This window comes from Streptomyces sp. NPDC087906 (genome assembly GCF_055584925.1).
In genome coordinates this window covers 48,869-75,055 of sequence record NZ_JBVJLC010000020.1, presented here as the reverse complement: position 1 = coordinate 75,055, position 26,187 = coordinate 48,869, and the positions used below count along the sequence as shown (strand labels likewise).

Sequence of the window (26,187 nt, the reverse complement as noted above, 5' to 3'; positions counted from 1 at the left end):
TGGCACACTGTTGAGTTCTCAAGGAACGGACGCTTCCTTCAAATCCCTCTCAGGACTCTCCGGGCGCTTCCCTCCGGTACTGCGTACTTCGTGTTTAAAACCTTACCAGTCCTTTTCGCCTTCCCTGACCACCGGTCTGCAAACATGCAAAAGCAGAACCCGAAGGCTTGAGATCGTGAATCGAGACTTGGTAGATGCCGCCGACCCCCGACTCAAAGTCGCGTTGGGGTCAGGCAGGAGTACGACAGTACATGGCGCCGGGCGGCACAAGCAAATCGTTTCCGGTCTGCCCGTAGGTCCGTCAACCGGCAGGTCTCATGCGGAACCGTCACTTCTTATGACTTACGCTCTGAACAGTACGTCATCACCATCACCGTCAGTCACAATCCATCCCAACCTCTTTCCCCCGCCCCTGGGAGGCCCCCACATGACCAGCGTGACAGCTCCGTGCTCCGGAAGAGTCATCGGACTTGCCGCCGTTCCCGATCCCGTCTTCGCAGGTGCGATGGTCGGGCCCGGTACCGCCATCGACCCGGTCCGTGAGCCCGCCGAGGCTGTCTCGCCGGTCGACGGCATCGTTGTCTCTCTTCACCCGCACGCCTTCGTGGTCGTGGATCCCGAGGGGCACGGTGTCCTGACGCATCTGGGGATCGACACGGTGCAGCTCAACGGCGCCGGGTTCGAACTGCTCGTGAACAAGGGGGACACCGTCCAGCGCGGGCAGGCCATGGTGCGCTGGGACCCGGCGGGTGTCGAGGCCGCCGGAAAGTCGCCGGTGTGTCCCGTCGTCGCCCTTGAGGCCACCGCCGACGCGCTCGCCGCGCTGGTCGAGGACGGCGAAGTGCGGACCGGGGACGCTCTCTTCGACTGGCAGTAACGCCACCCGGCCTGCTGCGTGCAGCCAGGCCCCCCGGCATATCAATCGCGGTCGGCACGAGAGCCGCCCAATCCGGAGACAGGTGCAATGGAGACAACGCTGCGAGGCGTCGGAGTCAGTCATGGTGTGGCGATCGGCGAGGTCCGGCATATGGGGACGGCCGTCATCGAGCCGCCGGCCAAGCAGATTCCGACCGAGGAAGCCGCGCGTGAGCAGGCGCGGGCCAAGCAGGCGGTCGACGCGGTGGCCGCCGATCTGATCGCCCGCGGCAATCTCGCGGGTGGTGAGGCGCAGGGGGTGCTTGAGGCCCAGGCGATGATGGCGCAGGACCCTGAGCTGATGGCCGACGTGGAGCGGCGTATCTCCGGCGGGAGCACGGCCGAGCGGGGCGTGTACGACGCGTTCGCCTCGTACCGGGACCTGCTCGCGGGTGCCGGTGAGTATCTGGCGGGGCGGGTCGCCGACCTGGACGATGTGCGGAACCGTATCGTCGCCCGGCTGCTGGGCGTTCCGATGCCGGGGGTGCCGGACAGTGACGAGCCGTATGTACTGATCGCGCGTGATCTGGCGCCTGCCGACACGGCGTTGCTCGATCCCTCGCTCGTGCTCGGCTTTGTCACCGAGGAGGGCGGCCCGACGAGTCACAGCGCGATCCTCGCGCGGGCGCTCGGGGTGCCGGCCGTGGTGGCGCTGGCCGGGGCCGGTGAGCTGGCCGAGGGGACGGTCGTCGCCGTTGACGGCAGCAGTGGTGAGGTGTTCGTCGAGCCGAGCGCCGAGAAGCGTGCCGGGCTTGAGCGGGCGGCTGCCGAGGGCAAGGCCGCGCTGTCCGCCGTCACCGGGCCTGGGGCGACGTCGGACGGGCACAAGATGCCGCTGCTGGCCAATGTCGGCGGGCCCGCCGATGTGCCGGCCGCGCTGGAGGCGGGCGCCGAGGGCGTCGGGCTGTTCCGTACCGAGTTCCTTTTCCTTGACGACAGCAAGCAGGCCCCTTCGCAGGAGAAGCAGGTCGCCGCGTACCGCGCGGTGCTGGAGGCGTTTCCCGAGGGCCGGGTGGTCGTACGGGTGCTGGACGCCGGGGCCGACAAGCCGCTGGACTTCCTGACGCCCGCCGACGAGCCCAATCCGGCGCTGGGTGTGCGGGGTCTGCGGTCGCTGCTCGACCATCCCGATGTGCTGCGGGCGCAGTTGACCGCGCTGGCGACCGCCGCCGAGGGGCTGCCGGTGCACCTTGACGTGATGGCGCCGATGGTGGCGGACCGGGCTGACGCCAAGGCGTTCGCGGACGCGTGCCGGGAGGCGGGGCTGCACGCGAAGTTCGGTGCGATGGTGGAGATTCCGTCGGCCGCTCTGCGGTCGCGGTCGATTCTTCAGGAGGTCGAGTTCCTTTCACTGGGGACCAATGACCTGGCGCAGTACACGTTTGCCGCCGACCGCCAGGTGGGCGCTGTTTCGCGGTTGCAGGATCCTTGGCAGCCGGCGCTGCTGGATCTGGTCGCGCTGGCCGCCGACGGTGCCAGGGCCGAGGGCAAGAGCTGCGGGGTGTGCGGCGAGGCGGCCGCTGATCCGCTGCTCGCCTGTGTGCTCACCGGTCTTGGCGTGACCTCCTTGTCGATGGGCGCGGCGTCGATTCCGTATGTGCGGGCGGCGCTCGCGAAGTACACCCTGGCGCAGTGCGAGCGTGCTGCCGCCGCCGCGCGTGCCACGGACAGCGCCGACGAGGCCAGGAGCGCGGCGCAGGCTGTGCTGTCCGGCGAATAGCGTGTGGCGGGCGGGCAGTTGACGTCCCGTTCGGGCAGGGGCCCTACACCGGAACTGGTGTGGGGCCCCTCCCCTGTGCCGGGCCCGTCAGTGGTGGAGTCCGGTGTCGTCCGCGCCCAGCTCGAAGCCCGCGCGGTAGTCCACGCCTGATTCGGGCGAGAGGGGTTCTCCGGTGTCCGCGTCGGTGCAGTAGGCGTTGAAGACCTCGCCCGCGGTGAGCGGGACGAGCTGTCCGCGGGCGAGCCGCCAGCCGTAGAGCTTGTCCGGCGCCTCGGGGCCGGTCGTTCTGAGTACGACGCCCGCCGGGCTCTCCAGGGCGATGCCGACGGCGAGGACGGTGACGAGTTCGGTGGCTTCCGAGGAGTCGGCCCTGACGGGTTCCGCTCCGGTGGGCCGGTGCAGATGGGCGGCGGCCAGCAGGTGCTGGTCGGAGGCGGGGACGCTGCAGACGATGTGGTGCGTGCCGGGGCCGGCCTTTTCGAGCAGCCGCAGCAGCAGGTGCGAGGCGCGTGCGAAGGCGGCTGCGCCGATGTCCTGTCCGCAGTCGGCGCAGCCGCCGAGGTCGGCGAGGAGCGTCGTCGCGTACTCCCAGGTGGCGCGGCGGACGGCGATGTCGATGAGCAGCGGGACGAGGGTGTCGACGGGCTGGCCGCTGTAGGCGACGGCCGCGCCGGACGCGGCGGCTCTGGCGGTGAACTGGCCGCGTGCCGCGACGGTGTCGGGGTCGAGGCCGGTGTCTTCGCAGTATTCGGCGTACTCCTCGGGGTCGAAGAGGGCGACGGTGGTGTGGGCGCCTTGTGCCGAGCGGGATCTCAGCAGGGCGTCGAGCTGCCGGAGATAGGTGTGGTGGTCGTCGAAGGTGAAGGTGGTGTACGGCCGCATCGCCGCGAAGTCGTGGTCGTCGGCCAGCAGGCCGATGATGCCGGCGACTTCGCGGCGCAGGTGCCGTCGGACGGTCCTGACGGTCCGTGCGGTCCGTGCGGTCCGTTCGCTGTGGTCGGTGTGCGCCATGTCTCCCCCTGAGCGCTGTCGATCAGTGCTCACTCACCGTAACCGCCGCTACTGACATCGGGCACGGGCGGTCACCGGCGCACGGCGACGGTCACCGTCGGGCGGCGGCGATCCGCTCGTAGAAGCGCAGGAGTTCCACGTTGTCCACGGATCCCGCGTTGACGGCCTTGTCCAGCGCCGTGCCCTGGAGGAGCCGTTTGACGGGGACTTCGATGCGCTTGCCCGTGAGGGTGTGCGGGACGCCGGGGACCTCGATGATCTCGTCCGGGACATGGCGCGGGGAGAGCTGCCGGCGGATCGTCTGCTTGATCCGGTTTCGCAGGTCGTCGTCGAGTACGGCGCCGTCGGCGAGGTGGACGAAGAGCGGCATCCAGTAGCCGCCGTCGGGCTCTTCGATGCCGATGACGAGGGATTCGCGGATCTCCGGGAGCCGTTCGACGGCCTCGTAGATGTCGGCTGAGCCCATCCGGACGCCCTGCCGGTTGAGGGTGGAGTCGGAGCGGCCGTGGATGACGACGGTGCCGCGGTCGGTGAGGGTGATCCAGTCGCCGTGCCGCCAGACGCCGGGGAACATCTCGAAGTAGCTGTCGCGGTAGCGGCTTCCGTCGGGGTCGTTCCAGAAGCGGACCGGCATGGACGGCATGGGGTTGGTGACGACGAGTTCGCCGACCTCGTCGATGACGGGTTCGCCCTGGGCGTTCCAGGCCTGGAGGTCGGTGCCGAGCGCCGCTGCCTGGAGTTCGCCGATGTGGACGGGGAGGGTGGGGACGGCGCCCGCGAAGCAACTGCAGACGTCGGTGCCGCCGCTGACGGAGGCGATCCACAGGTCTTCGGCGACCTCGTCGTGGAGCCAGCGGAATCCGTCGGGCGGCAGCGGGGATCCGGTGGTGGCGACGCACTGGACGCGGGAGAGGTCGTGGTCGCGGCCCGGGTGGATGCCGGCCTTGCGGGACGCCATGACGTACGCGGCCGACGTGCCGTAGACGGTGGTGCCGGTGCGTTCGGCGACGGCCCATTGCGCGTCGATCGCGGGGAAGCCGGGGCTGCCGTCGTACAGGACGATCGTCGTACCGGTGAGCAGCCCGGCGACCAGGAAGTTCCACATCATCCAGCCGGTGGAGGTGTACCAGAAGAACCGGTCCTCGGGACCGAGGTCGAGGTGCAGTCCGACCTGCTTGAAGTGTTCCAGCAGGATGCCGCCCTGGGACTGGACGATGGCCTTGGGCAGTCCTGTGGTGCCCGAGGAGTAGAGGACCCACAGCGGGTGGTCGAAGGGGACCTGCTCGAAGACGGGGTCGGGTGCGGGGCCCGCTCCGGGGGCGACGAGGTCGGCCCAGTTGAGGGCGGCTTCGGGGGTGGGGGTGCCGAGCAGCGGGATGTGCACCACGGCCCGCAGGGTCGGCAGTTCGGCGCGGAGTTCGGCGACGGTCGCTGTGCGGTCGTGCCGCTTGCCGCCGTACCGGTAGCCGTCCACGGTGAACAGCACGACGGGTTCGACCTGCTGGAAACGGTCGAGGACGCTGCGGGCGCCGAAGTCGGGGGCGCAGGAGGTCCAGACGGCGCCGACCGCCGCGGTGGCGAGGAGCGCGGTGACGGCCTGCGGGATGTTGGGTACGTAGCCGCTGACGCGGTCGCCGGGCCGTACGCCGAGGTCGCGCAGGTGGGCGGCGAGCGCGCCGACCTGGCGGCGCAGCTCGGACCAGCTCACGGTGGTCTGCTCCTGGGTCTCGTCCATGTACAGCAGCGCGGAGTCGTCGGCGCGTGCGGGGTCTTCGGCGGTGCGCAGGGCGTGTTCGGCGTAGTTGAGGGTGGCGCCGGGGAACCACTGGGCGCCGGGCATGGCGCGTTCGCCGATGACCCGCTCGTAGGGGGTGCTGAAGCGGATGTCGAACCACTCGGCCACCGCTGCCCAGAACGTGTCGAGTTGGTCGACCGACCAGCGGTGCAGCGCGGCGTACCCGCCGTCGGCGGGTGCGTCGTACCGCTCGGCCGCCCAGCTCTGGAAGCGGGTGACGGCGGCGGTCGCGACGCGTTCGGGGCCCGGCTGCCAGAGCGGTGCGGGGCTGTTCTGTGTGGTCATGGGGTGGCTCCCGGGGGCTGGCACGACACGGCTGGTACGGACGATGCCATGTGATCGTCCCGCGCACCAGGCCGGTTCGGCGGCGGTGCCGCGGCGGGTCGGCGCCACGAAACCGCCACGAAGCCGCCACCGGGGGCCTACGGCGGACCTACGACGGGTGAACGGGAGTTGAACGCAGCTCCCGCTGTGCCCGACAGGTGGCAGGCTGATCATCATGGACCGTCGTGAACTGCTGCGTTCGATGAAAGAGGCCGGCTCGATACAGGGGCTGCGCGGTGTTCCTTCGGCGTGGCGGCGGTGGCGTACCGATGCCAGGGAGTTGTCGGCGCGGGGTCCTGAGCGGGCCAGGGTGCCCGGTCCTGTGAGCGGCGCGGAACCGCTGCCGGGCGGCGGGACCGTACGGTTCGCGCGCGCGGAGCTGCATGTGTGCGTCTCGCTGGGGGGTGCGGTCTTCTGGGCGTGGGACGGGGCGCGCCCGCTGCCGTCGTACGCGCTGGCGGGCGCCGCGCCCGAGCCGGATACGCGGGCGGGTCTTGAGCCGGACACGGCAGGCGGCTGGCGGGTGGTGTCCGAGCGGGTGACGGTGGCGATCTCCCGCCACGGCGGTGTGGAGGTGCGTACGCCGGGGGGTGTCGTGCTGCGCAGGGAGCTGCCGCCGCGCTGGTGGGAGCCGGTGGCTGGAGGTCCGGCGCGCTGGATGCAGCGTACGGAGGTGGCGGCGGACGCGCGGTTCTTCGGGCTCGGCGGGCGGGCTTCGGGGCCCCGGCTGCGCAGCGGCACGTACCGGCTGTGGAACACCGATCCGCGGGGCGGCGGGTTCGGGCGGGACGAGGATCCGCTGTATCTGACGATGCCGGTGCAGCTCGTGGTGGCGGACGGGGGGACGCATCTGGCGTTCCACGACAACTCGTGGGAGGGGCGGGTGACGCTCCGGGAGGGTGAGGAGGGGGCGGGCTCGGGCCATGACCGCCCCGGGACGAGTGAGCTGCGGATGGAGGGCGGCCCGCTGCGCTGCTGGGTGGTGACGGGGACGCCCGCGCGGGTGCTGCACGGCTGGGCCGCGCTGACCGGGGCGCCGACACCGCCGCCCTCCTGGGCGCTGGGGCCGCAGCACGCCCGGTGGGGTTTCGGCAGCGAGCGTGAGGTGCGGCGGATCGCCGCGGGTTACCGGGAGCGGGGGCTGCCGCTGTCGGCGCTGCATCTGGACATCGACCACTACGACGCGCATCAGGTCTTCACCGTCGACCGGGAGCGGTTTCCCGATCTGCCGTGCCTGGCTTCGGAGTTGCGCGAGGACGGCGTACGGCTGGTGTCGATCGTCGATCCCGCGGTGAAGGCGGAGCCGGGCACCGAGGTCTACGACAGCGGAGCGGCGGCTGATGTCTTCGTACGGGACGCGCGGGGCCGGGAGGTGCACGGCCGGGTCTGGCCGGGCGAGTGTGCCTTCCCCGACTTCACGGCTCCGGCGGCGCGCGCCTGGTGGGGCGGGTGGTACGAGGAGCGGCTGGCACAGGGGTTCGCCGGGTTCTGGCACGACATGAACGAGCCTGTGTCGTTCGCCTCGTTCGGCGACCGGACGCTGCCGAGGTCGGCCAGGCACCGGCTGGAGGGCCGGGGCGGCGACCATCGCGAGGCGCACAATGTGTACGGCCTCGAGATGGCCCGTGCGGCGTTCGACGGGCTGCGCCGGCTGCGCCCTGACGAGCGGCCGTTTCTCTTCTCGCGCTCGGGCTGGGCCGGATTGCAGCGGTACGGCGGCAGTTGGTCGGGCGATGTGTCGACGAGCTGGCAGGGGCTGCGTGCGTCGTTGGCGCTGGTGCTGGGTCTCGGTCTGTGCGGGGTGCCGTACTCGGGCCCCGATGTGGGCGGTTTCGACGGGAGCCCGACTCCTGAGCTGTATCTGCGCTGGTTCCAACTCGGTTCGTACCTGCCGCTGTTCCGTACGCACGCGGCGATCGACGCGGGCCGCAGGGAGCCGTGGGAGTTCGGGCCCGAGGTGCTGGAGCACGCGCGGGCCGCGCTGGTCGAACGGGAGCGGCTGCGGCCGTACTTCGTGACGCTGGCGCAGTTGGCGAAGCTCACGGGCGCGCCGTACGCTCGGCCGTTGTGGTGGGGTGCGCCGGAGGACCGGGCGCTGCGGGACTGCGAGGACGCGTTCCTGCTCGGGGATTCGCTGCTGGTCGCCCCGGTGCTGGAGCGGGGTGCCGACCGGCGGGCGGTGCGGCTGCCGCGGGGACGGTGGTACGACACGGTCACCGAAGAGGCTTTCGAAGGGCCGGGGCAGGTGCTGCTGGACGCGCCGCTGTCCCGGACTCCCGTGCTGGCGCGGGCGGGTACGGTGCTGCCGGTGCGCGGCGCAGGCGGCAAGCTGGAGTTGGAGGCGTGGGCGCCGTCGCCGGGCCGTACCGGCGGGGGTCTGGTCGTACCGGACCCGGGGGACGGCTGGCTGCCCGCGGAGGTCGAGCGGTACACGACGCGGCTGCGGGGCTCCGAGGTGCGGGTGGAGCGGGTGACGGACGGCGGGCCTGTGGCCCCGCGGTGGCCGGTGCGGGTACGTGGCGTGGCGCCGGGGGTGGCTCAGCCGTAGTTTCCGGCGAACCAGGCCCGTACGGCTTCGGTGTGCAGCGGGAACGCCAACTCGACCGGTTCGTGCAGCAGATGCCAGCCTTCCGTCTCGTCCGTGGCGACGGAGGGCGGCAGTTGGGCGGCCGGGCGCGTGGGGAGGAGCCCGAAGAGCAGCAGATGACCGTCCTGGGAGCTGAGCGCGTCGGCGAGGCGTACGTCGTCGCGTGCCGCCTCGATGCCGGTCTCCTCGCGCAGTTCCCGTACGACGGCGTGCCGCCAGTCCTCGTTGTCGTCCACGAAGCCGCCGGGCAGGGCGACCTGGCCGAGCTGGGGCTGGATGGTGCGGGTGATGACGACGAGCCCGGTGCCCTGCTCGTCGGTGGCGGGCACCAGGGCGATGGCGACGGGCAGCGGGTTGCGGTAGGCGGTGTCGCCGCAGGCGGCGCAGGTGCGGGGCCAGTTGGTCTGGTCGGCGCGGTAGGGCGTGCCGCAACTCCCGCAGTGCGAGAAAGGCACCGGCTTCTTGGGGTGTGGGGCAGGTCCTGCGGGGTTCGCGGGGTTCTTCGTGGGCTCGGGCACGCGCGGACTGTACCGGACTGTGTTTCCCGTCGCGGTACTTGGCACTACCGTGCGGTTATGGCGGAGCAGACAGCAGAGCGACAGACGTTCGATTCGTACGAGGAGTTCTGGCCGTACTACGTGGCCATGCACTCCAAGGCGGCGACCCGTTGGGTCCATCTGACCGGCACCCTGACCGGGCTCGCGGTCAGCGTCTACGGTCTGGCGCGCGGCCGGAAGCGGTACGCGGCGGCGCTGCCGCTGATCGGTTACGGGACGGCCTGGCCTGCGCACTTCCTGATCGAGAAGAACAACCCGGCGTCGTTCGGGCATCCGGCGTGGTCGCTGCGGGGCGATGTGGAGATGATCCGGATGATGCTCACGGGCCGGGACGGCGAGTTGGCCGAGACGGCGGCGAAGTGGCTGGCCGAGCACCCGCGTTGAGCCCGGTCCACGTTGAGCCCGGTCCGCGCTGAGCCCGGTCCGCGCTGAGCCCGGCCCGCGTTGAGCCCGGCCCGCGTTGAGCCGGGCCCGCGTTGAGCCCGGGTGGCACGGCACACGGCCCGCCCCCGTCGGCGGGGGCGGGCCGTGTGCCGTGAAAGGTACTGCGTCCGTCAGGTGGTGGGCGTGAGGGTGGCTGCGTGCTCACGCTCGCGCGTCGCGAGGCTCATCGCGTGTTCGACCACGGCGATCAGCACTTCCTTCACCGACTCGCGTTCCCGCGCGTCGCACATCACCAGCGGCACATCGGGGTCGAGGTCGAGCGCCGCCCGTACGGTCTCGCCGGGGAACCTGCTCGCGCCTTCGAAGCAGTTGACGGCGACGGTGAAGGGGATGCCGCGCCGCTCGAAGTAGTCGACGGCGGCGAACGAGTCGGCGAGGCGGCGGGTGTCGGCGAGCACGACGGCGCCCAGCGCGCCCTGGGCCAGTTCGTCCCAGAGGAACCAGAACCGGTCCTGGCCCGGGGTGCCGAAGACGTACAGCACCAGGTCGTCGCGGAGGGTGATGCGGCCGAAGTCCATGGCGACCGTGGTGGTCGTCTTCTTCTCGACCCCCTCGACGTCGTCCACGGGACGGCCCGCCTCGCTCAGCACCTCCTCGGTGCGCAGCGGCTTGATCTCGCTGACCGCGCCGACCAGGGTGGTCTTGCCGACACCGAATCCGCCGGCGACGAGAATCTTCAGCGTCACCGGATCGGCGGGACGCTGCCTTCGGCTAGAGCGCCCGAAGACCATTGATCACCTCGCGGAGAATGCTCACGTCCGGCAGCTCGGCCGGCGGAACAGGACGGGTTACGTGGACCAGTTCGTCATCGGCGAGGTCACCGACCAGCACCCGGACCACCCCGACGGGGAGATCGAGCCCTGCGGCGAGTTCGGCGATCGACTGGGGTTGCTCGACACAGCGTTCGACGATCTCCACGTGTTCCGGGGAGAGCGTCTGGTCCCGGCGGGGATCCGATGCGCGGGGTTCGACGATGACGACCGCGATCAGGTCGAGCCGGTGACGGGTCGCGCTGCTGGTACGGCCGCGCGTCATGGCGTACGGCCGTACCACCGGTCCGGCTTCGCCGTCGAACCAGGCTTCGGGTTCCTGACCTGCGTCACTCATCTGTCGTCCCCCACTCACCCTCCGGCGGGCAGACCGGACCGGGGCGCCGTCGCCAGATGCGCCCCGACCCGCTTGACCATGAGCGTCATCTCGTAGGCGACCTGGCCGACGTCCGAGTCGGAGTCGGACAGGACGGCCAGACAACTGCCGTCGCCCGCCGCGGTGACGAAGAGGAAGGCGTCGTCGAGTTCGACGACGGTCTGCCGGACCCGGCCGGCGTCGAAGTGCCGGCCGACGCCCTTGGCGAGACTGTGGAACCCGGAGGCGACGGCGGCGAGATGCTCACCGTCCTCGCGGGTGAGGTCCTTGGACGTGCCGGTGGCGAGTCCGTCCCCGGAGAGCACGAGTGCTTTGCGGATGCTGGCGACCCGCTCGACCAGCTCGTCGAGGAGCCAGTTGAGCTCTCCCACGCCGTTCGGATCTGCGGAGTTGGGTGCTGCGGCGTTCGGTGCGGTCATCGACCGTCCCCCTCAGATGTCGTTCCTTGTGTCCCGGGGCCGGCCTTCTCCTCGGCGTCGTTCTGCCGACGGCCGCGCTGCCAGCCCCGCTGGAGTGAAGCCATGCGGTCGCGGACCTCGTCCGCGTCCCGCTCCGTGTCCTCATGGGCCACCGCGGAGCGCGGTTCCGCCGCACGCTCGGTCGCGCCGTCCCTCAGTTGGGGGGCGAGGCTGGCCTGCCTGACGCGGCGGGGCAGCCCTCCGAGGGCGGACTCGTTCTCTTCCCGTTCCTGGCTCGTCGGACCGGTCTGCCCGGTCCGGTCCGCGGCCGGTGTCCGGTCCGGCGCCGGATGGGCCCGGCCCGCCGGTTCGTCCACGCGCCTGCCGCGGTCGGCGACGAGCGTCGGGGGCCTGCGGCGGGGCAGCCGCAGCGGCGCGTCAGAATCGTCGGGCAGGGCGTCGGGGGCCTGCTGGTGCTGCTCGCCGGGCAGCCGGAGGTCGTCGCGGCCGGTGCGCTGCGCACGCTCGGTGTCCCGGCCGGCGTCGCGCAGATGCTCGCGTGCGCGGAAGATCCCGCCGCGCTCGCTGTCGAGGTCGTCCAGATCGGCGATGCCGTCACCTCCGCTGCGGAGCGGTGTGTCGTCGCGGCCGAGCGCGCCGACCGGGGCTTCGAGTTCGACCGGGCCGTCGAGGACGGACGGGCCGTTGCCGAGCCCGGTGGGTATCTGCGCCAGCGCGGTGAGCCGGCCGCCGCCTTCGGCGCGCACCCGGTCACGCGGGCTCTTGCGGTCCAGCCGGAAGCCGGTGCCCTCGGTCTCGGGCGCGTCGGTGAGGAGCGCGACCGGGAGGAAGACGACGGCGGTCGTGCCGCCGTACGGGGACGGCTGGAGCGAGACGCGTACGTTCTGCCGCTGGGCGAGCCGGCTGACCACGAACAGGCCGAGCCGGTCGGTGTCGGACAGCTCGAACTCCGGCGTCTCGGCGAGCCGCAGGTTGGCGTCGAGGAGGAGTTCGGGCGTCATGCCGAGACCGCGGTCGTGGATCTCCAGGGTGAAGCCGTTGGAGACGCGTTCGCCGTGCACCTGCACCCCGGTGTGCGGGGGCGAGAACACCGTGGCGTTCTCCAGGAGTTCGGCGATGAGGTGGGTGAGGTCGGCGACGGCGGGACCGCCGACGCCGATCCGCGGCAGCCTGCGCACCTCGATGCGCTCGTAGTCCTCGACCTCGGCGACCGCTGCGCGCACCACGTCCATGAGCTGGACGGGCTTGCGCCACTGCCGGGACGGCGCGGCGCCGGAGAGGATCACCAGGCCCTCGGCGTGCCGGCGCATACGGGTGGTGAGGTGGTCGAGGCGGAAGAGGTCGGCCAGCTCCTCGGTGTCCTCCGTACGCCGCTCCATGGTGTCGAGGAGCGTGAGCTGACGGTGCAGCAGGACCTGGTTGCGGCGGGCGAGGTTGACGAACACCTCGGAGACGCCGCGCCTGAGGTCGGCCTGTTTGACGGCGGCCTCGACCGCGGCGCGCTGCAGCGTGTTGAGTGCCTGGCCGACCTGGCCGACCTCGTCCTTCTCGTAGTCGAGCCGGGGGGCCTCGGTCTCCACGTCGACCTGTTCGCCCGCCGCGAGCCTGCGCATCACGCTGGGCAGGCGGACGCCGGAGACCTCGTGGGCCTCCTTGCGCAGTCCGGAGAGGTCGCGGATCAGTTCGCGGCCGAGGCGTACGGACACGATGACGGTGACGAGCAGCGCGATGAGGCCGAGGGCGGCGACGATGCCGACGCGTACGAAGACGTTCTCCCGGACGGGCTTCATGTGGCTGCGGTAGAGGGCGTCGGTCTGGGCGCTCTCGTTGCCGAGGTCCACCAGGACCGGTGTGGTCATCCGCATCCAGCCCTGCGCGTCCACCGTCTTGGGGTTCGTGGTGGCGCCGGCCGCGATGAGGCGGTCCTCGGTGTCGCGCAGAGTCAGGTTGGCGGGGCTGTTCCAGTACTGCTGGAGGGTGGCCCGGTCGGGGCCCGGCAGGTCGGCCAGGTTCGTCTGGTAGAGCAGCGTCCGGTTGGCGACCAGGTCGGAGACCGTACGGATCTCTTCGTGGGTGATCTGCCCGGTGATCAGCGAGGAGACGACGAGGGCGTCCTCGCGGGAGAACATCTCCCTGGCCCGCTCCAGGCCGACCAGGGCGCGGCCCCAGTTGTCCTGGGCCACGTCCTCCTGGCCGAGCAGGTCGGAGAGGAAGTTGTGACCGGGGTCGACGGCCCTGTTGTAGAAGTCCAGGGCCTGCGCACGGGAGGCCGTGCCCTTGTCGACCGTGGCGCGCAGCCGGGACAGGCCGCCGAGCGAGTCGGTGAAGAGCGTGAGCTGCTGGGAGGTGGTGTCCTTCAACTGGCCGCGCACGCCGGACGATCCGGCACCCTTGCGCACCCGTGCGATGGCGCGGTCGGTTTCGTCGCGCAGGGCCCGCAGTCGGCTGAGCGAGTCGGCGGCGCGCGGGTCGGCCAGATAGATGAGCGTCTGACGGCGCTCCTTCTGGAGCCGGGCCACGGCGTCCTCGACGGGGTGACCGACCTTGTTGACGGCGTTGTTGGCGTTCATGAGCTTCACCGCTTCGTTACCGGTGAAGGTGGTGGACAGGCCCCAGAGCGCCACGAGCGAGATGAGCGGCACGAGCAACAGCGCCACGATCTTCCGGCGGATGGACTTCCCGCGAAAGCGCATGGCCTCCCCCAGATCGGGCCCCCCGCCGGATGCGGGAGATACTCCGTCAACAAACGGCGCGAGCCTACTACTGACACACCTGCAACTCGAAGACACATCCGGATGTTTTTCAGCCACTCGGTGTTGTCTTGACCGGGAGTTGTCCCGGTATCGGTAGAGATGATCCTTCCGGGCGATCGAGAGAAGACCAGGCCGGACAGTGCCTTATCCGCTCAAACAAGTGGCTTGAATTATTCGCACTGCCGCAGGCTGCGGGAATCTTCCGCTCGGGCCAATCGTCCTTATGTGCGGGGATCAGGGGGACGTTGGGCGACTGCGGGGCGGTTCGCGCATCACATTCGGCTCTCGGTCGGCGTGAAGCGACGGAAGTCGGGCAGTGAGTCCTGATGTCGGACGGTGTGGGGAGTGACGGGTCCATGGAGACGGAAGAGCGGCAAGGCGGCATGGCGTCGGCGGCGGGGTTCGCCGGGGTTTCCCGACGGCTCTGGATCGAGGAGCCTGCCGTGCGGTACCGGATGCCGGACGCGGTCAGGAAGGCCGCCGTGCGCGCCGTGATCATCATGTCGGTGACGCTGATCGAGGCCATGGTCGCCTTTCTCAGTACGCTCGCCGGCTCCTGGCTGGCGTTCCCCATGGTGATGAGCAGCGTCGCCTCGACCGTGGTGGCCACCTGGGCGGTGCTGGACGTGTGGGTGACCCGCCAGGTGTGGAACCAGCGCAACGGCGTGGTGTCCGTCCCCAGCAGTACGGCCCGGCAGATGCGCAAGGACCGGCGCGCGGCGCGCGGCGACGCCCGGCGGGCGGCCCGCTCCACCGGCCGGGGCGCGGGGAGCGACGGCGGCCGGATACCGGAGCGGGAGCACGGCGGCGTACGGGAGCGGGACCGTGACCGGGACAGGAACCGGGACCGGGAGCGGGAGCGGGAGCGGGAGCAGGACCGGGAGCGGGAGCACGGCTCCCACCGGGTGTCCCAGGCCGCCTGACCGCCCGGTCGGCGGTGTCCCCCAGTCCGCGTACGTGCCGGTCCGCCGGCCCCGGTCCGCGCGCGTCCCGGTCCGTTCGGGGGCGGCGCTATCGGGCCACTTCGGGGGTCGCAGGGGCCGGCTGCTCCTGGGAGCGCTTGAACATCCTCGTGGCCGTGATCTCGCCGTGCACCGTCTCGGTGCCCGGGTCCTGTTGGGGCAGCCCGGGGCGCAAGTGCTCCTCCACGCTGATGTACTTGAGCCCGGCGCGCAGGTCCGCGTCGTTGCGCAGCCGGATGACCAGCGGGAACTCCGCGAGCGCCGTCGTGTCGAACAGGCCCGTCGTATAGAGCAGTTGGACGCCCAGGGCGTCCGAGACCGCGCGCTGGAGCTCCAGCAGATAGGTCGCGTTGGCGCGGCCGATCGGGTTGTCGAGGAAGAGCGTCCCCGCGTGGCGGTGCTTGTCGCGGCCCCGGTCGTTGCTCCGCAGGGCCGCCATCGTGCAGTAGAGGGCGATGGCGGCGGTGAGGAGCTGGCCTCCGGAGAAGACGTCCCCCATCTGACCGACCGGGACGCGCTCGGCGCGCAGCACCGCGTCCGGCTTGAGGATCTCGACGGCGACGCCCTTCGGCTGGAGCGCCGCCTGAACACCACGCAGCAGTAGGGACATCCCGTCCCTGCGCAGGTCGGAGTTCTTCTTCAGGGCGGCGCGGGTCGCTTCGTCGATGACCTCGCCCAGCCGCTCGGTGAGGGTCGTACGGTCCGGGTCCTCGAACCGGATCCGCAGGAACTCCTGCCCCGACCACTCCCCCAGCCCCTCGGGCAGCCGCGACAGCCGCTGGGCGGAGCGCAGCGTCGTCAGCGCGGACTCCACAAGACCGCGCAGCCGGTCCACGATGGACTCCCTGTTGCGCTCCAACTGCGCCAGCTCGTCCGTCAGCACCCGCAGCCGGGGCGCGAACGCCTGCGCCCAGCGCGCCGCGTGCTCGGGCAGGGCCGCAGCCGGCAGTTCGCGGATCTGCTGCCGGGCCGGGGTGCGGACCTGCTCGTAGCGGGTGGAGTTGGCGTGCCGTACGAGGATGTCGCTCGCCTCGCGCACGGCGGTCTCCGCCGCCGACAGTTCCGTGGCACAGGCCCGCAGCGAGCGGCGGGCCTCGGCCGCTGACTGCCGGGCCTCGTCCAGGCTGCCCGGGTACGGCTCGGGGGGCGCCGGCTGCTCGGCGCCCGGTTCGTCGTCGGCGGGGGCGCCGCGCAGCAGGTCCCGCAGGAGGGTCGCTGTCTCGTCGAACCCGCCCGCCGCGTTCTCCGCGGCGCGGTGGGCGTGGAGCAGCTCGTCGTGGGCGGCGCGCGCGGTCTCCAGGGCGTCGCTGCGCAGGGCCAGTTCGGCGGTGGCGGTGCGCAGCAGGCTCTGGGCCTGTTCGGCGTCGGCGGGGACCTGCTCCGGGGGCAGTTCGGTGTGGGCGCTCCCGTCGGCGGGGGCGAGGCGCTCGGCCTCGCCACGCAGCCTGCCGAGCTGTTCGCTGGCCGCCGAGGCGCGCGATTCGAGCATCTGGACCAGGGATTCGGCGCGGGCTGCGGCGGCCTGCCGGGAGGGCCCGTCGGCGCCGTCGGTGGATTCGAGGAGCTGGGCGGCGCGGGTGCGGACCTTGTTGCTGAGCCGGTCCAGCTCGGTGAGGGCGGCGCTCTCGTCGCTCTCGGCGCGTGCCTGTTCGGCGCGCAGGTCGGCGCCGACGCCGACCTTCTCGTACAACTGGGAGGCGGCGCGGTACGCCTCGCGCAGGGCGGGCAGCGCGGCGCGCTTGACTCCTTCGGCGCCTTCTTCCGGCTGGGGCAGGGTCTCCGGTGCGCCGGCGATCTCGGCCCGCTCGGCGCGCAGGGCCCTGGCCGTGCGGCGGGCGTCGTCGGCGGCGCGCTGGGCTGCTCTGCGGTCCTCGTCGGCGGCGCGCGCCCTGTCCAGGCAGGCGGCGGCGCGCGCTTCGCTCTCGGCCGCCTCGTCGACCATCTCGCGCAGTTTCGCCTGCCATTCGGCCCGCTCACGCAGCCGGAAGGCGAGTCCTGACAGGGCGTCGGCGACCCGGCGGGCGCGCTGGGCGGCCTCCTGCCGGTCGTCCCGTACGCGCGCGGTGTCGGCGGCTGCCTCGTCGGCCTCGGCGCGCGCCGTGCGGGCCTCGGTGAGCACGGCCGCGGCGGTCTCGGCGCTCTCGGCCGCCGTGCGGGCCGCGGCGCCGAGTTCGGTGAGCATGCCGGCCGGGCAGTCGGAGCGCCAGGAGTCGAGCCGGGCCGCGAGGGCGCGGTCGGCGGCGAGGCGCGCCGCGAGGGTCTTGATCTCCTCGTCCCGCTCGGCCGCGCGGGTGCGCAGGGCCTGGCGCTCCTCGTCCGCCGCGTGCTCGTCATGCATGGCGGGGTTGGGCGGTACGAGGAAGACGCCGCTCTCCTCGCCGTCGGCGGGGGCCGGGACGGGGGCGAGCAGCGCCGCCGCCGTGCCGACGGCGACCGCCGAGCGGGGCAGCAGGGCGGCGCCGGTGAGGGCTTCGCGGGCGCGGCTGTGCGACGCGGGGTCGGTGATGACCACGCCGTCGACCAGCTCGGGCCGGGCGGCCAGGACGGCCGCGTGGTCGACGGGGTCGACGGCCTGGGCGAGATAGCGCCAGCCGGGGAGGGCGGGGATGCCGTGCTCGCCGAGGTATTCGACGGTGGCGAGGACGTCGGGGCCCGGCGGCAGCAGCCCGCCGTCGCCGAGCGCGCCGAGGATGCGGGAGTCGTCGGCGGAGACCGTGCGCAGGTCGAAGAGCTGCCGTTCGGCCGAGCTGACGCCCTGGTCGAGCAGCACGCGCAATTCGTCGGCGTACCGGTCGAGTTCTTCGGGGGTCAGTGGTCCTGCGGCGGCGCGTGAGGGTGCCGGTTTGCGGTCGGCGGCGCCGTTGCGCTGCGCCGGCAGGCCCGGCTGCGGGGGCTGCGGCGGGAGGCTGAGCAGGTCGGTGAGGCGGTCGTCGGCGGCGATGGACTCCGCCGCCCTGCGCTCGGCCTCGTACGCCTGCTCGGCGGCCTGCGCCGCGTCGGCGGCGCGGGCGGCGGCCAGTTCGGCGCGGGCTTCGGCGGCTGCCGCTTCCCTGGCCTGTTCGGCGGCGGTCGAGGCGGCCGCGCGGGCGCTGTCCCAGGCGGCGACTGCGGTCTTCTCCGCGTCGCTCGCCGCGAGCGCGGCGCGGGCCGGGTCGGCGTCGGGGGCGGTGTCGTCCAGCCAGCCGGCCCGTACCGCCTCCGCCGTCTCCTGGCCGACCTCGGCGAGGCGCTGGCGCAGATGGCCGGCCTCGCTGCGGGCGCGCTGGGCTTCGGTGGCGGCGGACGTGGCGTCGCGGTGGGCGGCCTCGCCGGTTTCCTGGAGGACCGCTGAGCGTTCCTCTTCCTCGTTCGCGACGCGTTCGCCGTCATCCGCCGCCGCGTGCAGCGCGCGGACCAGGTCGGCGGCGGCGGTGGCACGCGCGGCGAGGGCGGGCGCCGCGTCCCGCTCGGCCTCGCGGATCGCGACGGCGACCCGCGCCGAGCGGTCGGCGGCGGCGCGGTGGCGCAGCACGTTCTCCGCTGCCTGCCAGGCCGAGTGGAGCGTACGGGCGTCGGTCAGCTCGCGCCGCTGGGCGGCGGCGCGCTTCTCGGCCACGGTGAGCGCGAGGGAGGCGTGCCGGTAGGCCAGTTCGGCGGCGATCAGGGAGCTGTGCGCGCGGCCCTGCTGGGCCTCGGTCACAGTGTGGGCCGCCGCTGTGACCCGCTGGGCCAGCTCGCCCGTACGGCCGCGCTCCTCGGTGGCGCGGGCGGCGATGCGGCGCACCAGCGTACGGGCCCTGCGCTCGGCGCCCGCGTGCACGTCACGGGCGTGGGACCTGGTCTCGGCCGCTTCGACGATACGGCCGAGCAGGTCGGCGGAGCCCGCTGTGAAGTCGCGCTCGGCGGTCAGTTCGGCGCGGCGGCCGAGCTTGCTGCCGAAGCCGCCGACGAGGTCGGCGAGCCCGTCGGTGTCCCGGGTGTCGGTGACGGCTCGCAGCAGCAGGTCGGTGAAGTCGCTGTCCTTCTTGACGGCGAACAACCCGGCCGCCTCGCCCTCGTCGGCGTTCATCTCCCGCTGGTAGCGGAAGAGTTCGGGGTCGAGGCCGAGGTCGCCGAGGTGTTCGTTCCAGCGGTCGTGGATCTCTTCCCAGTGGATGTCGAGATGCGGGTAGACCTTGCCCGCCTCGGTGATGGAGTCGCGGAAGCCCTTCATCGTGCGGCGCCTGCCGCGCGCTCCTGACGCGCCTTCGGGTGACCGGCGCACGGCGGACGACTCGGCGACGGGCAGCGAGTCGAGGCTCAGGCCGGGGCCCGGCCGGAAGGAGTACCAGGCTTCGGCGAACTTCCTCGGGTCGTTGGAGACCTGGCGGCCGCGCCACTCGCTGGCCTTGCCGACCACGACGAGTTCACCGGTGAGGGTGTGCTGCCACTCCAGCGCCACATGACCGCAGTCGTCGGCGAGGAGGAACTTGCGCAGCACCCCTGAGCTGGCGCCGCCGAGGGTGTTGCGGTGGCCCGGCAGCATCACCGAGAAGATCAGCTTGAGCAGGACGGACTTGCCGCCGCCGTTCTCCAGGAAGAGCACGCCGGCGGGGGCGGGTCTGCGGGGCGGGCCGACCGGTTCGTCCTCGAAGAACTCCGCCTGGGTGGGCGCGGGGTGGGGCACGGGCGCGCCCACTCCGCGCAGGTCGAGCACGGTGTCGGCGTAGCGCGCACCGGCAGGCCCGATGGAGTAGAGGCGGACCCGGGACAGCTCGTACATGGCGGACTCTCGTCGTGGGGAAGAGCGGCGGACTGAGGGGCGGCAGCGGTGGGGCCGGGGCCCGGAGCGGGGATCCGGGCCCGGGTCAGGAGTGGAAGGGCAGTCCCGCGTCGGCGACCAGGTCGAGGTCGTCGCCGCCGGAGGGTGGCAGCAGGGTGGCGGACCCGTCGGTCACCGGTACGACGCCCAGGTCGAGCAGTTCGGCCATGGCCGCGTGGCCCGCCATGTCGCGTACCTGGAGCTGGTAGCGGGCGGTGGTGCGGTACGAGCCGCCCGCGTCGTCGCCGGTGCGCTGGAGGAAGCCCGATTCGGTGAGGAAGGCGACGGCCTTGCCGACGATGCCGGTGGTCGAACCGGCGAGTCTGCGGGCGTCCTTCGTCGCGCCCGTGGCGCTGCGCCGGGTGTAGATGCGCCAGGACGCCTCAAGGCCCGGTGTGTCGGTCTGCGGGTCGGTGTTCTCGCCCTGCTCCTCGGCCCGTTCCTCCAGGCGGCGGCAGGCCTGCCGGACGAACGCGTCGATCCCGTTGACGGTGATCCGGCCGATGTAGCCGTCGTCGGCGAGGTCTTCCGGGCGGGGGAAGGCCATGGCGGCGACGGCGAGATGGGCCAGGCCGTGCAGGAACCGGTCGGCGGAGTCGGTCGAGGCGCGGCGGGCGTAGTCGCCCATGCGGACGGCGAAGACGGAGTCCTCGGCCGCCGTCACGGCCATCCCCGCGCGTGCGGAGACCTCCAGCACGACGAGGCCGAATCCGGTGGCGACGGCGTCGGCGATCCGGGCGAAGGCGGGGTCTTCGCGGTAGCGGCGGAGCAGTTCGGTGTATTCGGCGTCGCGGGCCGGCAGCAGCTTGGGCTGGAGGCCGAAGGAGACGAGCCGCGCGGCGTCGGCCGTGTCGGCGGGTGTGACGGCGGCGCTCGCGGCCGGGGCGGCGGCGGCCTCGGAGCTGTCGCCGCCGGGGACGCCGGGGACGCCCCACGCCGCCGCGTGCTCTGTGTGGTGCTCGCTCACGGGCGTTGCTCCTTACGGCCTGGGGTGGCGGACGGTGCGGTGATGAACGGTGCGGTCGCGGACGGTGCGGTCGCGGACGGTGCGGTCGCGGACGGTGCGCGGAATGCGGGGGTCGGTGGGCGGTGCGGCCGGGGGCGGTTGGTGGTCATGCCGCGTCCGTACGGTCCGCGGTCATGCCCGCCGCGTCGAGGAGCGCCGTGCCCACTATCAGGTCGGCCCCGCCGAACTCGGGGTCGTCCAGCGGGGTGCCGTCGTCGACGGCGAACAACAGCCGCTTCTCACCCTGCCGGTAGGCGGTGCCGACGGGCGGGCTGGCCGCGTGCACGGCGAGCAGCGCGACCAGATACGGCAGGTCGGGGTCGTGTCTGCGGGCCTCGGCGAGCAGCCCGGACAGCCGTCGTGGCGCGTCGTGTTCGAGATCGAGCAGCTCCATCGCGTGGGCCAACTGCTCCTCGCTGAAGCGGCTGTCGTCCGGCGTCGCGATGAGATCGGGCTCGGGCATCTCGGCGCCGAGGTGTTCGCGCTCCAGCGGCGGGCTGAGCAGGATGTCGATCAGGTCTCCGACCCGGACGGACGTGGGCGTGCGCAGTCCGGTGCCACGGGCGAAGAACGCGTCCGTGACCCGCGTCGCCTGTTCGACGGGGAGCGGCAGCAGCGGGGCGAGCAACTGCCCGTACAGATCGAGGCCGGTGCGGGCGCTCGGCCCGGCGAAGGACTGCCGGTCCTGCTCGGCGCGGAACAGCGGACCGGCCTCCAGCAGCCGCGACTGGAGCTGGGTGTGCCGGCGGATGCAGTCCTTGACGATGTCGACCAGTTCGGCGGCGCGCCGCTTGTGCTCGGCCGTCTTGGGGTCGGCGCCGGTCTCGGCCTCGTCGCGCGCCTTGCGGATGTTGTTCAGGATCGCGTTCTCGTGGCGGTACCGGTCGGCGACATGGTCGAGGGCTTCGTCGATCATGTCGGGGACGGCGTTCAGCCAGTCCACGGCGCGCACGTTGCGCCGGGTCGCGTCGAGCGTCCTGCGCAGTGTCTCCGCGTACTGGACGGTGCGGTAGCGGGCCTGTTCGGCGGCGAGTTGCGCGTCGGCGAGCCGGCCTCGGTTGATCAGCACCTCCAGCTTGACCTCGGCGGCGATCTGCGCGCTCGTGACGTCCGTGTCGAGGGCGCCCACCAGCACGTTGACCGCTTCGTCCGTGGTGCGCAGATAGACGCTGCCGCCGTCGCCGGGGACTTCCTCGATGAGTTTGAAGTCGTAGTCCCTGCGGGTGTAGACGCCGTCGGTGCCGAACGTGCCGTAGACCGCGCGGAAGCCGCGGTCGACGCTGCCCACGTTGATGAGGTTCTCCAGCACCCAGCGGGCGACCCGCTCATGCTCGGCCTGCGGGCGCCGGGGTGCCTGGGCCGCCACGCGCGGCAGGAGTCTGGCCACTATCTGCTCGTGGTCGGCGCCGGTGTCGAAGTCCATGTTGAGCGTGACCAGGTCGATGGCGGACAAGGCGACCTCGGCCATCGCGTAGACGGAGTACTCACCGGCGAGATTGGCCTTGCGGGTGTCCAGGTCGTGCAGCGGGGCCGTGCAGGCGAGCGCGCGCAGCCGCCGCGCGAGCCCTTCGTCGGCGGCCGGGCCCTGCGCGGGCCGCGGCCCCGCGCTGAGCTGGGGCGGAACGGGTTCCGTCGAGGCAGGCGAAGTCACGCTGCACAGATTAGGTCCTCGGACTGACAACGGTCGAAACGGCGCAGAAGCGACCGGAGTCGGCCGTGCGCCGCCGCGTGCCGGGCACGGGGTGGCGGGCGGGCCGCGACGTGGCGGCGGCCGTTCGGCGGGCGCACCGCGCGTCAGTTCGCCCGTTTCGCCGTGTCGGCGCTGCCGTGTGGTGCGCGGTCGTCTGGGATCGTTCCAGGGATCGTTCTACGAACCTCTCATGTGTGCCTGTCGGAAGGTGACTCCATGTCCTGGGCGTCCATCGATCTCAACGCCGATCTCGGCGAGGGCTTCGGCCGCTGGAAGCTGACCGAGGACGAGGCGCTGCTCTCCGTGGTCACCAGCGCCAATGTGGCGTGCGGCTTCCACGCGGGCGATCCGGCCACCATGCGGCGGGTCTGCTCCTGGGCGGCGGAGCGGGGCGTACGGATCGGCGCCCAGGTCTCGTACCGCGATCTCGCCGGATTCGGCCGGCGCTCGATGGACGTGCCGCCGGACGAGCTGACCGCCGAGGTCGCCTACCAGATCGGCGCGCTTGAGGTGTTCGCCAAGGCGGCGGGGGCGGGCGTCAGTTACGTCAAGCCGCACGGCGCGCTCTACAACCGCGCGGTGCACGACGAGGAGCAGGCCGAGGCGGTCGTCGCCGGGGTACTGCTGGCAGGCGGGCGGCTGCCGGTGCTCGGGCTGCCAGGGTCGGTGCTGCATGCGAAGGCGGCGGACGCCGGACTGCCGGTGGTGGCAGAGGCGTTCGCCGACCGCGCGTACACCGCAGGGGGGACGCTGGTGCCGCGCCGCCAGGAGGGTGCCGTGATCACCGACCCGGCCGCCGTCGTCGCACGGGCCGTGCGGATGGCGGCGGACGGCGAGGTCACCTCGTTCGACGGGCACACGGTCGCCGTGTCCGCCCGCTCGCTGTGTCTGCACGGCGACACGCAGGGCGCCGTCGAACTGGCCCGCCGGGTGCGCGGCGAGCTGGAGGCGTCCGGCGTCCGGGTGGAGGCGTTCGTATGAAAGCCGTCCCCTTGAGAGCCGTCCCCTTCGGCGACCACGCGCTCCTGGTGGAGCTGGCCGACGGCGAGGAGACGGCCGCGTTCCATGCCGAGTTGCTGCGGCGCAGGGAGGCCGGCACGCTGCCGGAGGTACGGGAGATCGTCCCCGCCGCCCGCACCGTACTGCTCGACGGCGTCGCCGATCCGGCGTCGCTGGGCGCGCTGCTGACCCGGTGGGAGCCGCCGCCCGTCGACCCGCACGCCGGGCCGGCCGTCGAACTGCCCGTCCGCTACGACGGTCCCGACCTGGCGGACGTCGCAGCGCTGTGGGGGGTTTCGCCGCAGGAGGTCGTACGGATCCACACGGCGGCCGAATTCCGGGTCGCCTTCTGCGGGTTCGCGCCCGGCTTCGGCTATCTCACCGGCCTGCCGGAGGGCCGCGCCGTACCGCGCAGAGCCACGCCGCGCACCTCGGTGCCCGCGGGCTCGGTGGGCCTCGCGGGACCGTACACCGGGGTGTATCCGCGCTCGTCCCCCGGCGGCTGGCAACTGATCGGCACGACGGACGCGGTCCTGTGGGACACGGACCGCGACCCTGCCGCGCTGCTGATGCCCGGCACCCGGGTGCGGTTCGCGGCGGCCGGCCGATGACCGGCGGCGCGCTGACCGTCGTACGGGCCGGAGCGCTGACCACCGTGCAGGATCTCGGCCGCCCCGGCTACGCCCATCTGGGGGTGCCGCACTCCGGGGCCCTGGACCTGCCGGCCCTGCGGCTCGTCAACCGGCTGGTCGGCAACGAAGCGGGCGCTGCGGCCCTGGAGACGACCCTCACCGGATGCGCGGTCCGGCCGGACCGCCCCGTCACGGTGGCGGTCGGCGGGGCGCCCTGCCCGGTGACGGTGGACGGCCGTCCGGTCGCCTGGGGTACGGCGGTACGGGTCGCGGCGGGCGCGGTGCTGGACGTCGGACCCGCCGTGTCCGGGGTACGCGGCTACGTGGCCTTCGGCGGCGGGCTCGCCGTGGCGCCGGTGCTCGGCAGCCGCTCGACCGACCTGCTGTCCGGCCTGGGCCCCGCCCCGGTCGAGACGGGCGACGTGCTCCCACTCGGCCCGCCGTACCGCCCGGCCCCACCGACCGACACGGCGCCGTGGCCGGCCCCGCCCGCCGAGTTGGTGCTCCGGGTCAGACTCGGCCCGCGCGCCGACTGGTTCACCGAGGCAGCGCGACGCATGCTCGCCACCCACACGTACCGCGTGTCGCCGACGAGCAACCGCATCGGCCTCCGCACGGAGGGCCCGCCGCTGGAACGCGCGGTGCACGACGAACTGCCGAGCGAGGGCATGGTCACGGGCGCCGTGCAAGTACCGCCCGACGGCCACCCCCTGGTCTTCCTGGCCGACCACCCGACCACCGGCGGCTACCCGGTGATCGCAGTCGTCAGAGCACCGGACCTGGCGGGCGCGGCACAGGCCGTGCCGGGGACACCGGTACGGTTCGTGCCGATGGGCCGCTGAGCCGCGAGTGCGGAGCCCGCGCACGCGCCGCGCGACAGCTTTCCGGTCATCGCCGTCGTCGGGGCGGCGGACCTGGCAGGTGCCGCGTAGGCCGCGCCGGGAACACCCGCACGGTTCGTGCAGGTCGCACGTTGAGCGCCCGTCACGAACGGCGCGCACGTGCCACCCGGCCGGTGGCGGCTGGTCCGTGATCGCCGTCGTCAGAGCGCGCGGCCCGGCAGGTGCTCTGAGGCGCCGGTACGGGCGCCAGTTCGGCGCGCTGACCGTGCGGGGACATGGCGAGCGGCGCCGTACATGTACCGCCCGGCCACCGGCGGCTAGCCGGTGATCGCTGTCGTCAGAGCGGCGGGCCCGGTAGGTGCCGCGCAGGTCGTGCAGGTGGGGCGCTGGACGGCCGGTGCGGGTGTCAGGGCTGCCAGCGCGCGGGAGAGTGCCAGTTCGGCGCGCTGGTCGAGCCGGGCGCCGGTGCCGCGCGCCCTGTGCCGTACCTCGTCGGCGGCGAGCCGCATCAGGTCCGGCAGCAGGTCCCGGCACCGGCGCAGCACCCAGCCGGTGCCCGCCGTGGCGAGCCAGCGCCACGCTGCGAGCCGGCTGGGCGGCGGCCGGTCGGTCGTGAGGGCGGGCGGCGGTCCGAGGGCGAACCCCCGCTCGGCCAGCAGTTCGTGGAAGCGCGCGGCGATGAGCCGGTGGCCGCGCTCCCCCGGGTGCAGCCGGTCGGCGCTCCACAGCGACCGGTCGGCCACCCACCCGTCGTCCGACATGTGCAGATGGACCGAGTCGTAGCGTTGCGACAGGGCGTGGACGACCGCGTTGACGGCGCGCTGCCTGCGCGCGAGCGGCCGGGCGAGCGGGCCCGGCAGCCCGAGCATGGTGCCGGGGTCCGGCAGGCACGCGGTGAGCAGTACGGCGCCGTGCGCGGCGAGTTCACCGCAGATCCGGTCGAGGCGCAGGGCCACGTCCTGGATGTCGAAGGCGCGGCGCAGCGTGTCGTTGACGCCGACGACGACGGACGCGAGATCCGGGCGGAAGGCGAGCGCCGCAGGCGCCTGCTGCTCCTCGACGTCGCGGGTGAGCGCCCCGCTGACGGCGAAGTTGTGGAAAGCGACGACGCGTTCGCCGGGCGTCAGGGAGCCGGGTCCCTCGCCGGGCCCGGCCACGGCCGCAGGCCCCTCGCGCGGCACGGCGCGGAGCGGCGCACCGAGCACGGCATCAGAACGCCCGGCCGGCGCGGCGTCACAACCGGCTCCGGCCACGGCGGCGAGTGGCCCGCCCCGCACCGCGACAAGCTCCTCGCCCGGCACGGCGCGAAGTACCGCACCGAGCCCGCCCTCAGGGCCCGCGCCCGACACGGCGTCGGAACCAGCCTCGGAACCAGCCCCGGACCCGGCGTCAGGACCCGCGCACCGCACCGCGTCACAACAGACACCGGCCACCGCATCAGATGACCCGCCCGGCACAGCGCGAAGTACCGCACCGACCCCGGCATCAGAACCAGCCGCGCCGACACGTGACCCGTCCAGTGCGCTGACCGCCACGGGCGCAACCGCATCCGTACCGCCCGCCCCGCCGCACAGCAGCGCCGCCCAGCCGCGGCGTCTGCCGCCT

The 26,187-nt window shown here is 72.9% G+C and carries 18 protein-coding genes and 1 pseudogene; 8 read left to right on the top strand and 11 right to left on the bottom strand.

Annotation, left to right across the window (positions count from 1 at the left end; genetic code table 11):
* Positions 1 to 427: 427 nt before the first annotated feature.
* The gene (locus tag ACZ63I_RS34555; RefSeq protein WP_469343464.1) at positions 428 to 877 is read left to right on the top strand and encodes a PTS sugar transporter subunit IIA; all 450 of its coding nucleotides are present in this window, start codon (positions 428 to 430) and stop codon (positions 875 to 877) included.
* An 87-nt stretch (positions 878 to 964) separates the two neighbouring features.
* Positions 965 to 2,635, top strand: coding sequence for a phosphoenolpyruvate--protein phosphotransferase (ptsP, locus tag ACZ63I_RS34550; protein WP_469343463.1), 1,671 nt, complete (start codon positions 965 to 967; stop codon positions 2,633 to 2,635).
* A gap of 87 nt (positions 2,636 to 2,722) precedes the next feature.
* Here ptsP and ACZ63I_RS34545 read toward each other — a convergent pair whose 3' ends face one another.
* Both ACZ63I_RS34545 and ACZ63I_RS34540 read right to left on the bottom strand, forming a co-directional pair.
* Entirely contained in the window at positions 2,723 to 3,646 is a 924-nt protein-coding gene (locus tag ACZ63I_RS34545; RefSeq protein WP_469343462.1) for a hypothetical protein, read from the bottom strand.
* Positions 3,647 to 3,737: 91 nt separating this feature from the next.
* Positions 3,738 to 5,726: an acetoacetate--CoA ligase gene (locus ACZ63I_RS34540; RefSeq protein WP_469343461.1), complete on the bottom strand. Its 1,989-nt coding sequence runs from the start codon at positions 5,724 to 5,726 to the stop codon at positions 3,738 to 3,740.
* Positions 5,727 to 5,940: 214 nt separating this feature from the next.
* Between ACZ63I_RS34540 and ACZ63I_RS34535 the strand changes: the two genes are divergently transcribed.
* On the top strand, positions 5,941 to 8,313 hold the full coding sequence (locus tag ACZ63I_RS34535; protein WP_469343460.1) for a glycoside hydrolase family 31 protein: 2,373 nt from the start codon (positions 5,941 to 5,943) through the stop codon (positions 8,311 to 8,313).
* Here the strand turns inward: ACZ63I_RS34535 and ACZ63I_RS34530 are convergent.
* On the bottom strand, positions 8,304 to 8,870 hold the full coding sequence (locus ACZ63I_RS34530) for an NUDIX domain-containing protein (RefSeq protein WP_469343457.1): 567 nt from the start codon (positions 8,868 to 8,870) through the stop codon (positions 8,304 to 8,306). The genes ACZ63I_RS34535 and ACZ63I_RS34530 overlap by 10 nt on opposite strands.
* A 57-nt stretch (positions 8,871 to 8,927) precedes the next feature.
* Between ACZ63I_RS34530 and ACZ63I_RS34525 the strand changes: the two genes are divergently transcribed.
* Complete coding sequence (locus ACZ63I_RS34525; RefSeq protein WP_469343455.1) at positions 8,928 to 9,293, top strand: Mpo1-like protein; 366 nt, start codon at positions 8,928 to 8,930, stop codon at positions 9,291 to 9,293.
* 170 nt (positions 9,294 to 9,463) lie between these two features.
* Here the strand turns inward: ACZ63I_RS34525 and ACZ63I_RS34520 are convergent, their stop codons facing one another.
* Genes ACZ63I_RS34520 through ACZ63I_RS34505 form a run of 4 tightly spaced genes read right to left on the bottom strand, consistent with a single transcriptional unit; the run spans position 9,464 to position 13,611 of the window.
* A complete protein-coding gene (locus ACZ63I_RS34520; RefSeq protein ID WP_469343453.1) occupies positions 9,464 to 10,084 on the bottom strand; it encodes a GTP-binding protein in 621 nt (206 codons plus the stop codon).
* Positions 10,065 to 10,460, bottom strand: a complete 396-nt coding sequence (locus ACZ63I_RS34515) for a DUF742 domain-containing protein (RefSeq protein WP_041991779.1) — start codon at positions 10,458 to 10,460, stop codon at positions 10,065 to 10,067. The genes ACZ63I_RS34520 and ACZ63I_RS34515 overlap by 20 nt, the downstream gene beginning before the upstream one ends.
* A gap of 14 nt (positions 10,461 to 10,474) precedes the next feature.
* The gene (locus ACZ63I_RS34510) at positions 10,475 to 10,918 is read right to left on the bottom strand and encodes a roadblock/LC7 domain-containing protein (protein WP_469343452.1); all 444 of its coding nucleotides are present in this window, start codon (positions 10,916 to 10,918) and stop codon (positions 10,475 to 10,477) included.
* On the bottom strand, positions 10,915 to 13,611 hold the full coding sequence (locus tag ACZ63I_RS34505) for a sensor histidine kinase (protein ID WP_469343451.1): 2,697 nt from the start codon (positions 13,609 to 13,611) through the stop codon (positions 10,915 to 10,917). The genes ACZ63I_RS34510 and ACZ63I_RS34505 overlap by 4 nt, the downstream gene beginning before the upstream one ends.
* Before the next feature lie 443 nt (positions 13,612 to 14,054).
* On the opposite strand from ACZ63I_RS34505, the pseudogene ACZ63I_RS34500 reads away from it, so the two are divergent.
* Positions 14,055 to 14,456, top strand: a pseudogene (locus ACZ63I_RS34500) (hypothetical protein); the annotation flags it as partial.
* A gap of 226 nt (positions 14,457 to 14,682) precedes the next feature.
* On the opposite strand, the gene ACZ63I_RS34495 reads toward ACZ63I_RS34500, so the two are convergent.
* The 3 genes from ACZ63I_RS34495 to ACZ63I_RS34485 form a co-directional block, all read right to left on the bottom strand.
* Positions 14,683 to 19,374, bottom strand: coding sequence for a hypothetical protein (locus tag ACZ63I_RS34495; protein WP_469343449.1), 4,692 nt, complete (start codon positions 19,372 to 19,374; stop codon positions 14,683 to 14,685).
* Positions 19,375 to 19,459: 85 nt separating this feature from the next.
* Positions 19,460 to 20,380: a hypothetical protein gene (locus tag ACZ63I_RS34490; RefSeq protein ID WP_469343448.1), complete on the bottom strand. Its 921-nt coding sequence runs from the start codon at positions 20,378 to 20,380 to the stop codon at positions 19,460 to 19,462.
* Positions 20,381 to 20,525: 145 nt separating this feature from the next.
* A complete protein-coding gene (locus ACZ63I_RS34485) occupies positions 20,526 to 22,070 on the bottom strand; it encodes a hypothetical protein (protein WP_469343446.1) in 1,545 nt (514 codons plus the stop codon).
* Positions 22,071 to 22,325: 255 nt separating this feature from the next.
* On the opposite strand from ACZ63I_RS34485, the gene ACZ63I_RS34480 reads away from it, so the two are divergent.
* From ACZ63I_RS34480 to ACZ63I_RS34470, 3 genes are read left to right on the top strand one after another with little or no spacing between them, the layout of a single operon-like run.
* Positions 22,326 to 23,090 carry a LamB/YcsF family protein gene (locus ACZ63I_RS34480; RefSeq protein ID WP_469343445.1) on the top strand — a complete coding sequence of 255 codons (765 nt, stop codon included), beginning with the start codon at positions 22,326 to 22,328 and terminating at the stop codon, positions 23,088 to 23,090.
* The gene (gene pxpB, locus ACZ63I_RS34475) at positions 23,087 to 23,719 is read left to right on the top strand and encodes a 5-oxoprolinase subunit PxpB (RefSeq protein ID WP_469343444.1); all 633 of its coding nucleotides are present in this window, start codon (positions 23,087 to 23,089) and stop codon (positions 23,717 to 23,719) included. Before ACZ63I_RS34480 ends, pxpB begins: the two co-directional genes overlap by 4 nt.
* Positions 23,716 to 24,582, top strand: a complete 867-nt coding sequence (locus ACZ63I_RS34470; RefSeq protein ID WP_469343443.1) for a 5-oxoprolinase subunit C family protein — start codon at positions 23,716 to 23,718, stop codon at positions 24,580 to 24,582. The genes pxpB and ACZ63I_RS34470 overlap by 4 nt, the downstream gene beginning before the upstream one ends.
* A gap of 317 nt (positions 24,583 to 24,899) precedes the next feature.
* On the opposite strand, the gene ACZ63I_RS34465 is transcribed toward ACZ63I_RS34470, so the two are convergent.
* Positions 24,900 to 25,739 carry an SGNH/GDSL hydrolase family protein gene (locus ACZ63I_RS34465; protein WP_469343469.1) on the bottom strand — a complete coding sequence of 280 codons (840 nt, stop codon included), beginning with the start codon at positions 25,737 to 25,739 and terminating at the stop codon, positions 24,900 to 24,902.
* Between the last annotated feature and the right edge of the window lie 448 nt (positions 25,740 to 26,187).

Bases quoted from the DNA above. Each gene is read 5' to 3' on its own strand.
- ACZ63I_RS34555 (WP_469343464.1), top strand. From the start codon at position 428: ATGACCAGCGTGACAGCTCCGTGCTCCGGAAGAGTCATCGGACTTGCC.
- ptsP (WP_469343463.1), top strand. From the start codon at position 965: ATGGAGACAACGCTGCGAGGCGTCGGAGTCAGTCATGGTGTGGCGATC.
- ACZ63I_RS34545 (WP_469343462.1), bottom strand. From the start codon at position 3,646: ATGGCGCACACCGACCACAGCGAACGGACCGCACGGACCGCACGGACC.
- ACZ63I_RS34540 (WP_469343461.1), bottom strand. From the start codon at position 5,726: ATGACCACACAGAACAGCCCCGCACCGCTCTGGCAGCCGGGCCCCGAA.
- ACZ63I_RS34535 (WP_469343460.1), top strand. From the start codon at position 5,941: ATGGACCGTCGTGAACTGCTGCGTTCGATGAAAGAGGCCGGCTCGATA.
- ACZ63I_RS34525 (WP_469343455.1), top strand. From the start codon at position 8,928: ATGGCGGAGCAGACAGCAGAGCGACAGACGTTCGATTCGTACGAGGAG.
- ACZ63I_RS34520 (WP_469343453.1), bottom strand. From the start codon at position 10,084: ATGGTCTTCGGGCGCTCTAGCCGAAGGCAGCGTCCCGCCGATCCGGTG.
- ACZ63I_RS34515 (WP_041991779.1), bottom strand. From the start codon at position 10,460: ATGAGTGACGCAGGTCAGGAACCCGAAGCCTGGTTCGACGGCGAAGCC.
- ACZ63I_RS34510 (WP_469343452.1), bottom strand. From the start codon at position 10,918: ATGACCGCACCGAACGCCGCAGCACCCAACTCCGCAGATCCGAACGGC.
- ACZ63I_RS34505 (WP_469343451.1), bottom strand. From the start codon at position 13,611: ATGCGCTTTCGCGGGAAGTCCATCCGCCGGAAGATCGTGGCGCTGTTG.
- ACZ63I_RS34495 (WP_469343449.1), bottom strand. From the start codon at position 19,374: ATGTACGAGCTGTCCCGGGTCCGCCTCTACTCCATCGGGCCTGCCGGT.
- ACZ63I_RS34480 (WP_469343445.1), top strand. From the start codon at position 22,326: ATGTCCTGGGCGTCCATCGATCTCAACGCCGATCTCGGCGAGGGCTTC.
- pxpB (WP_469343444.1), top strand. From the start codon at position 23,087: ATGAAAGCCGTCCCCTTGAGAGCCGTCCCCTTCGGCGACCACGCGCTC.
- ACZ63I_RS34470 (WP_469343443.1), top strand. From the start codon at position 23,716: ATGACCGGCGGCGCGCTGACCGTCGTACGGGCCGGAGCGCTGACCACC.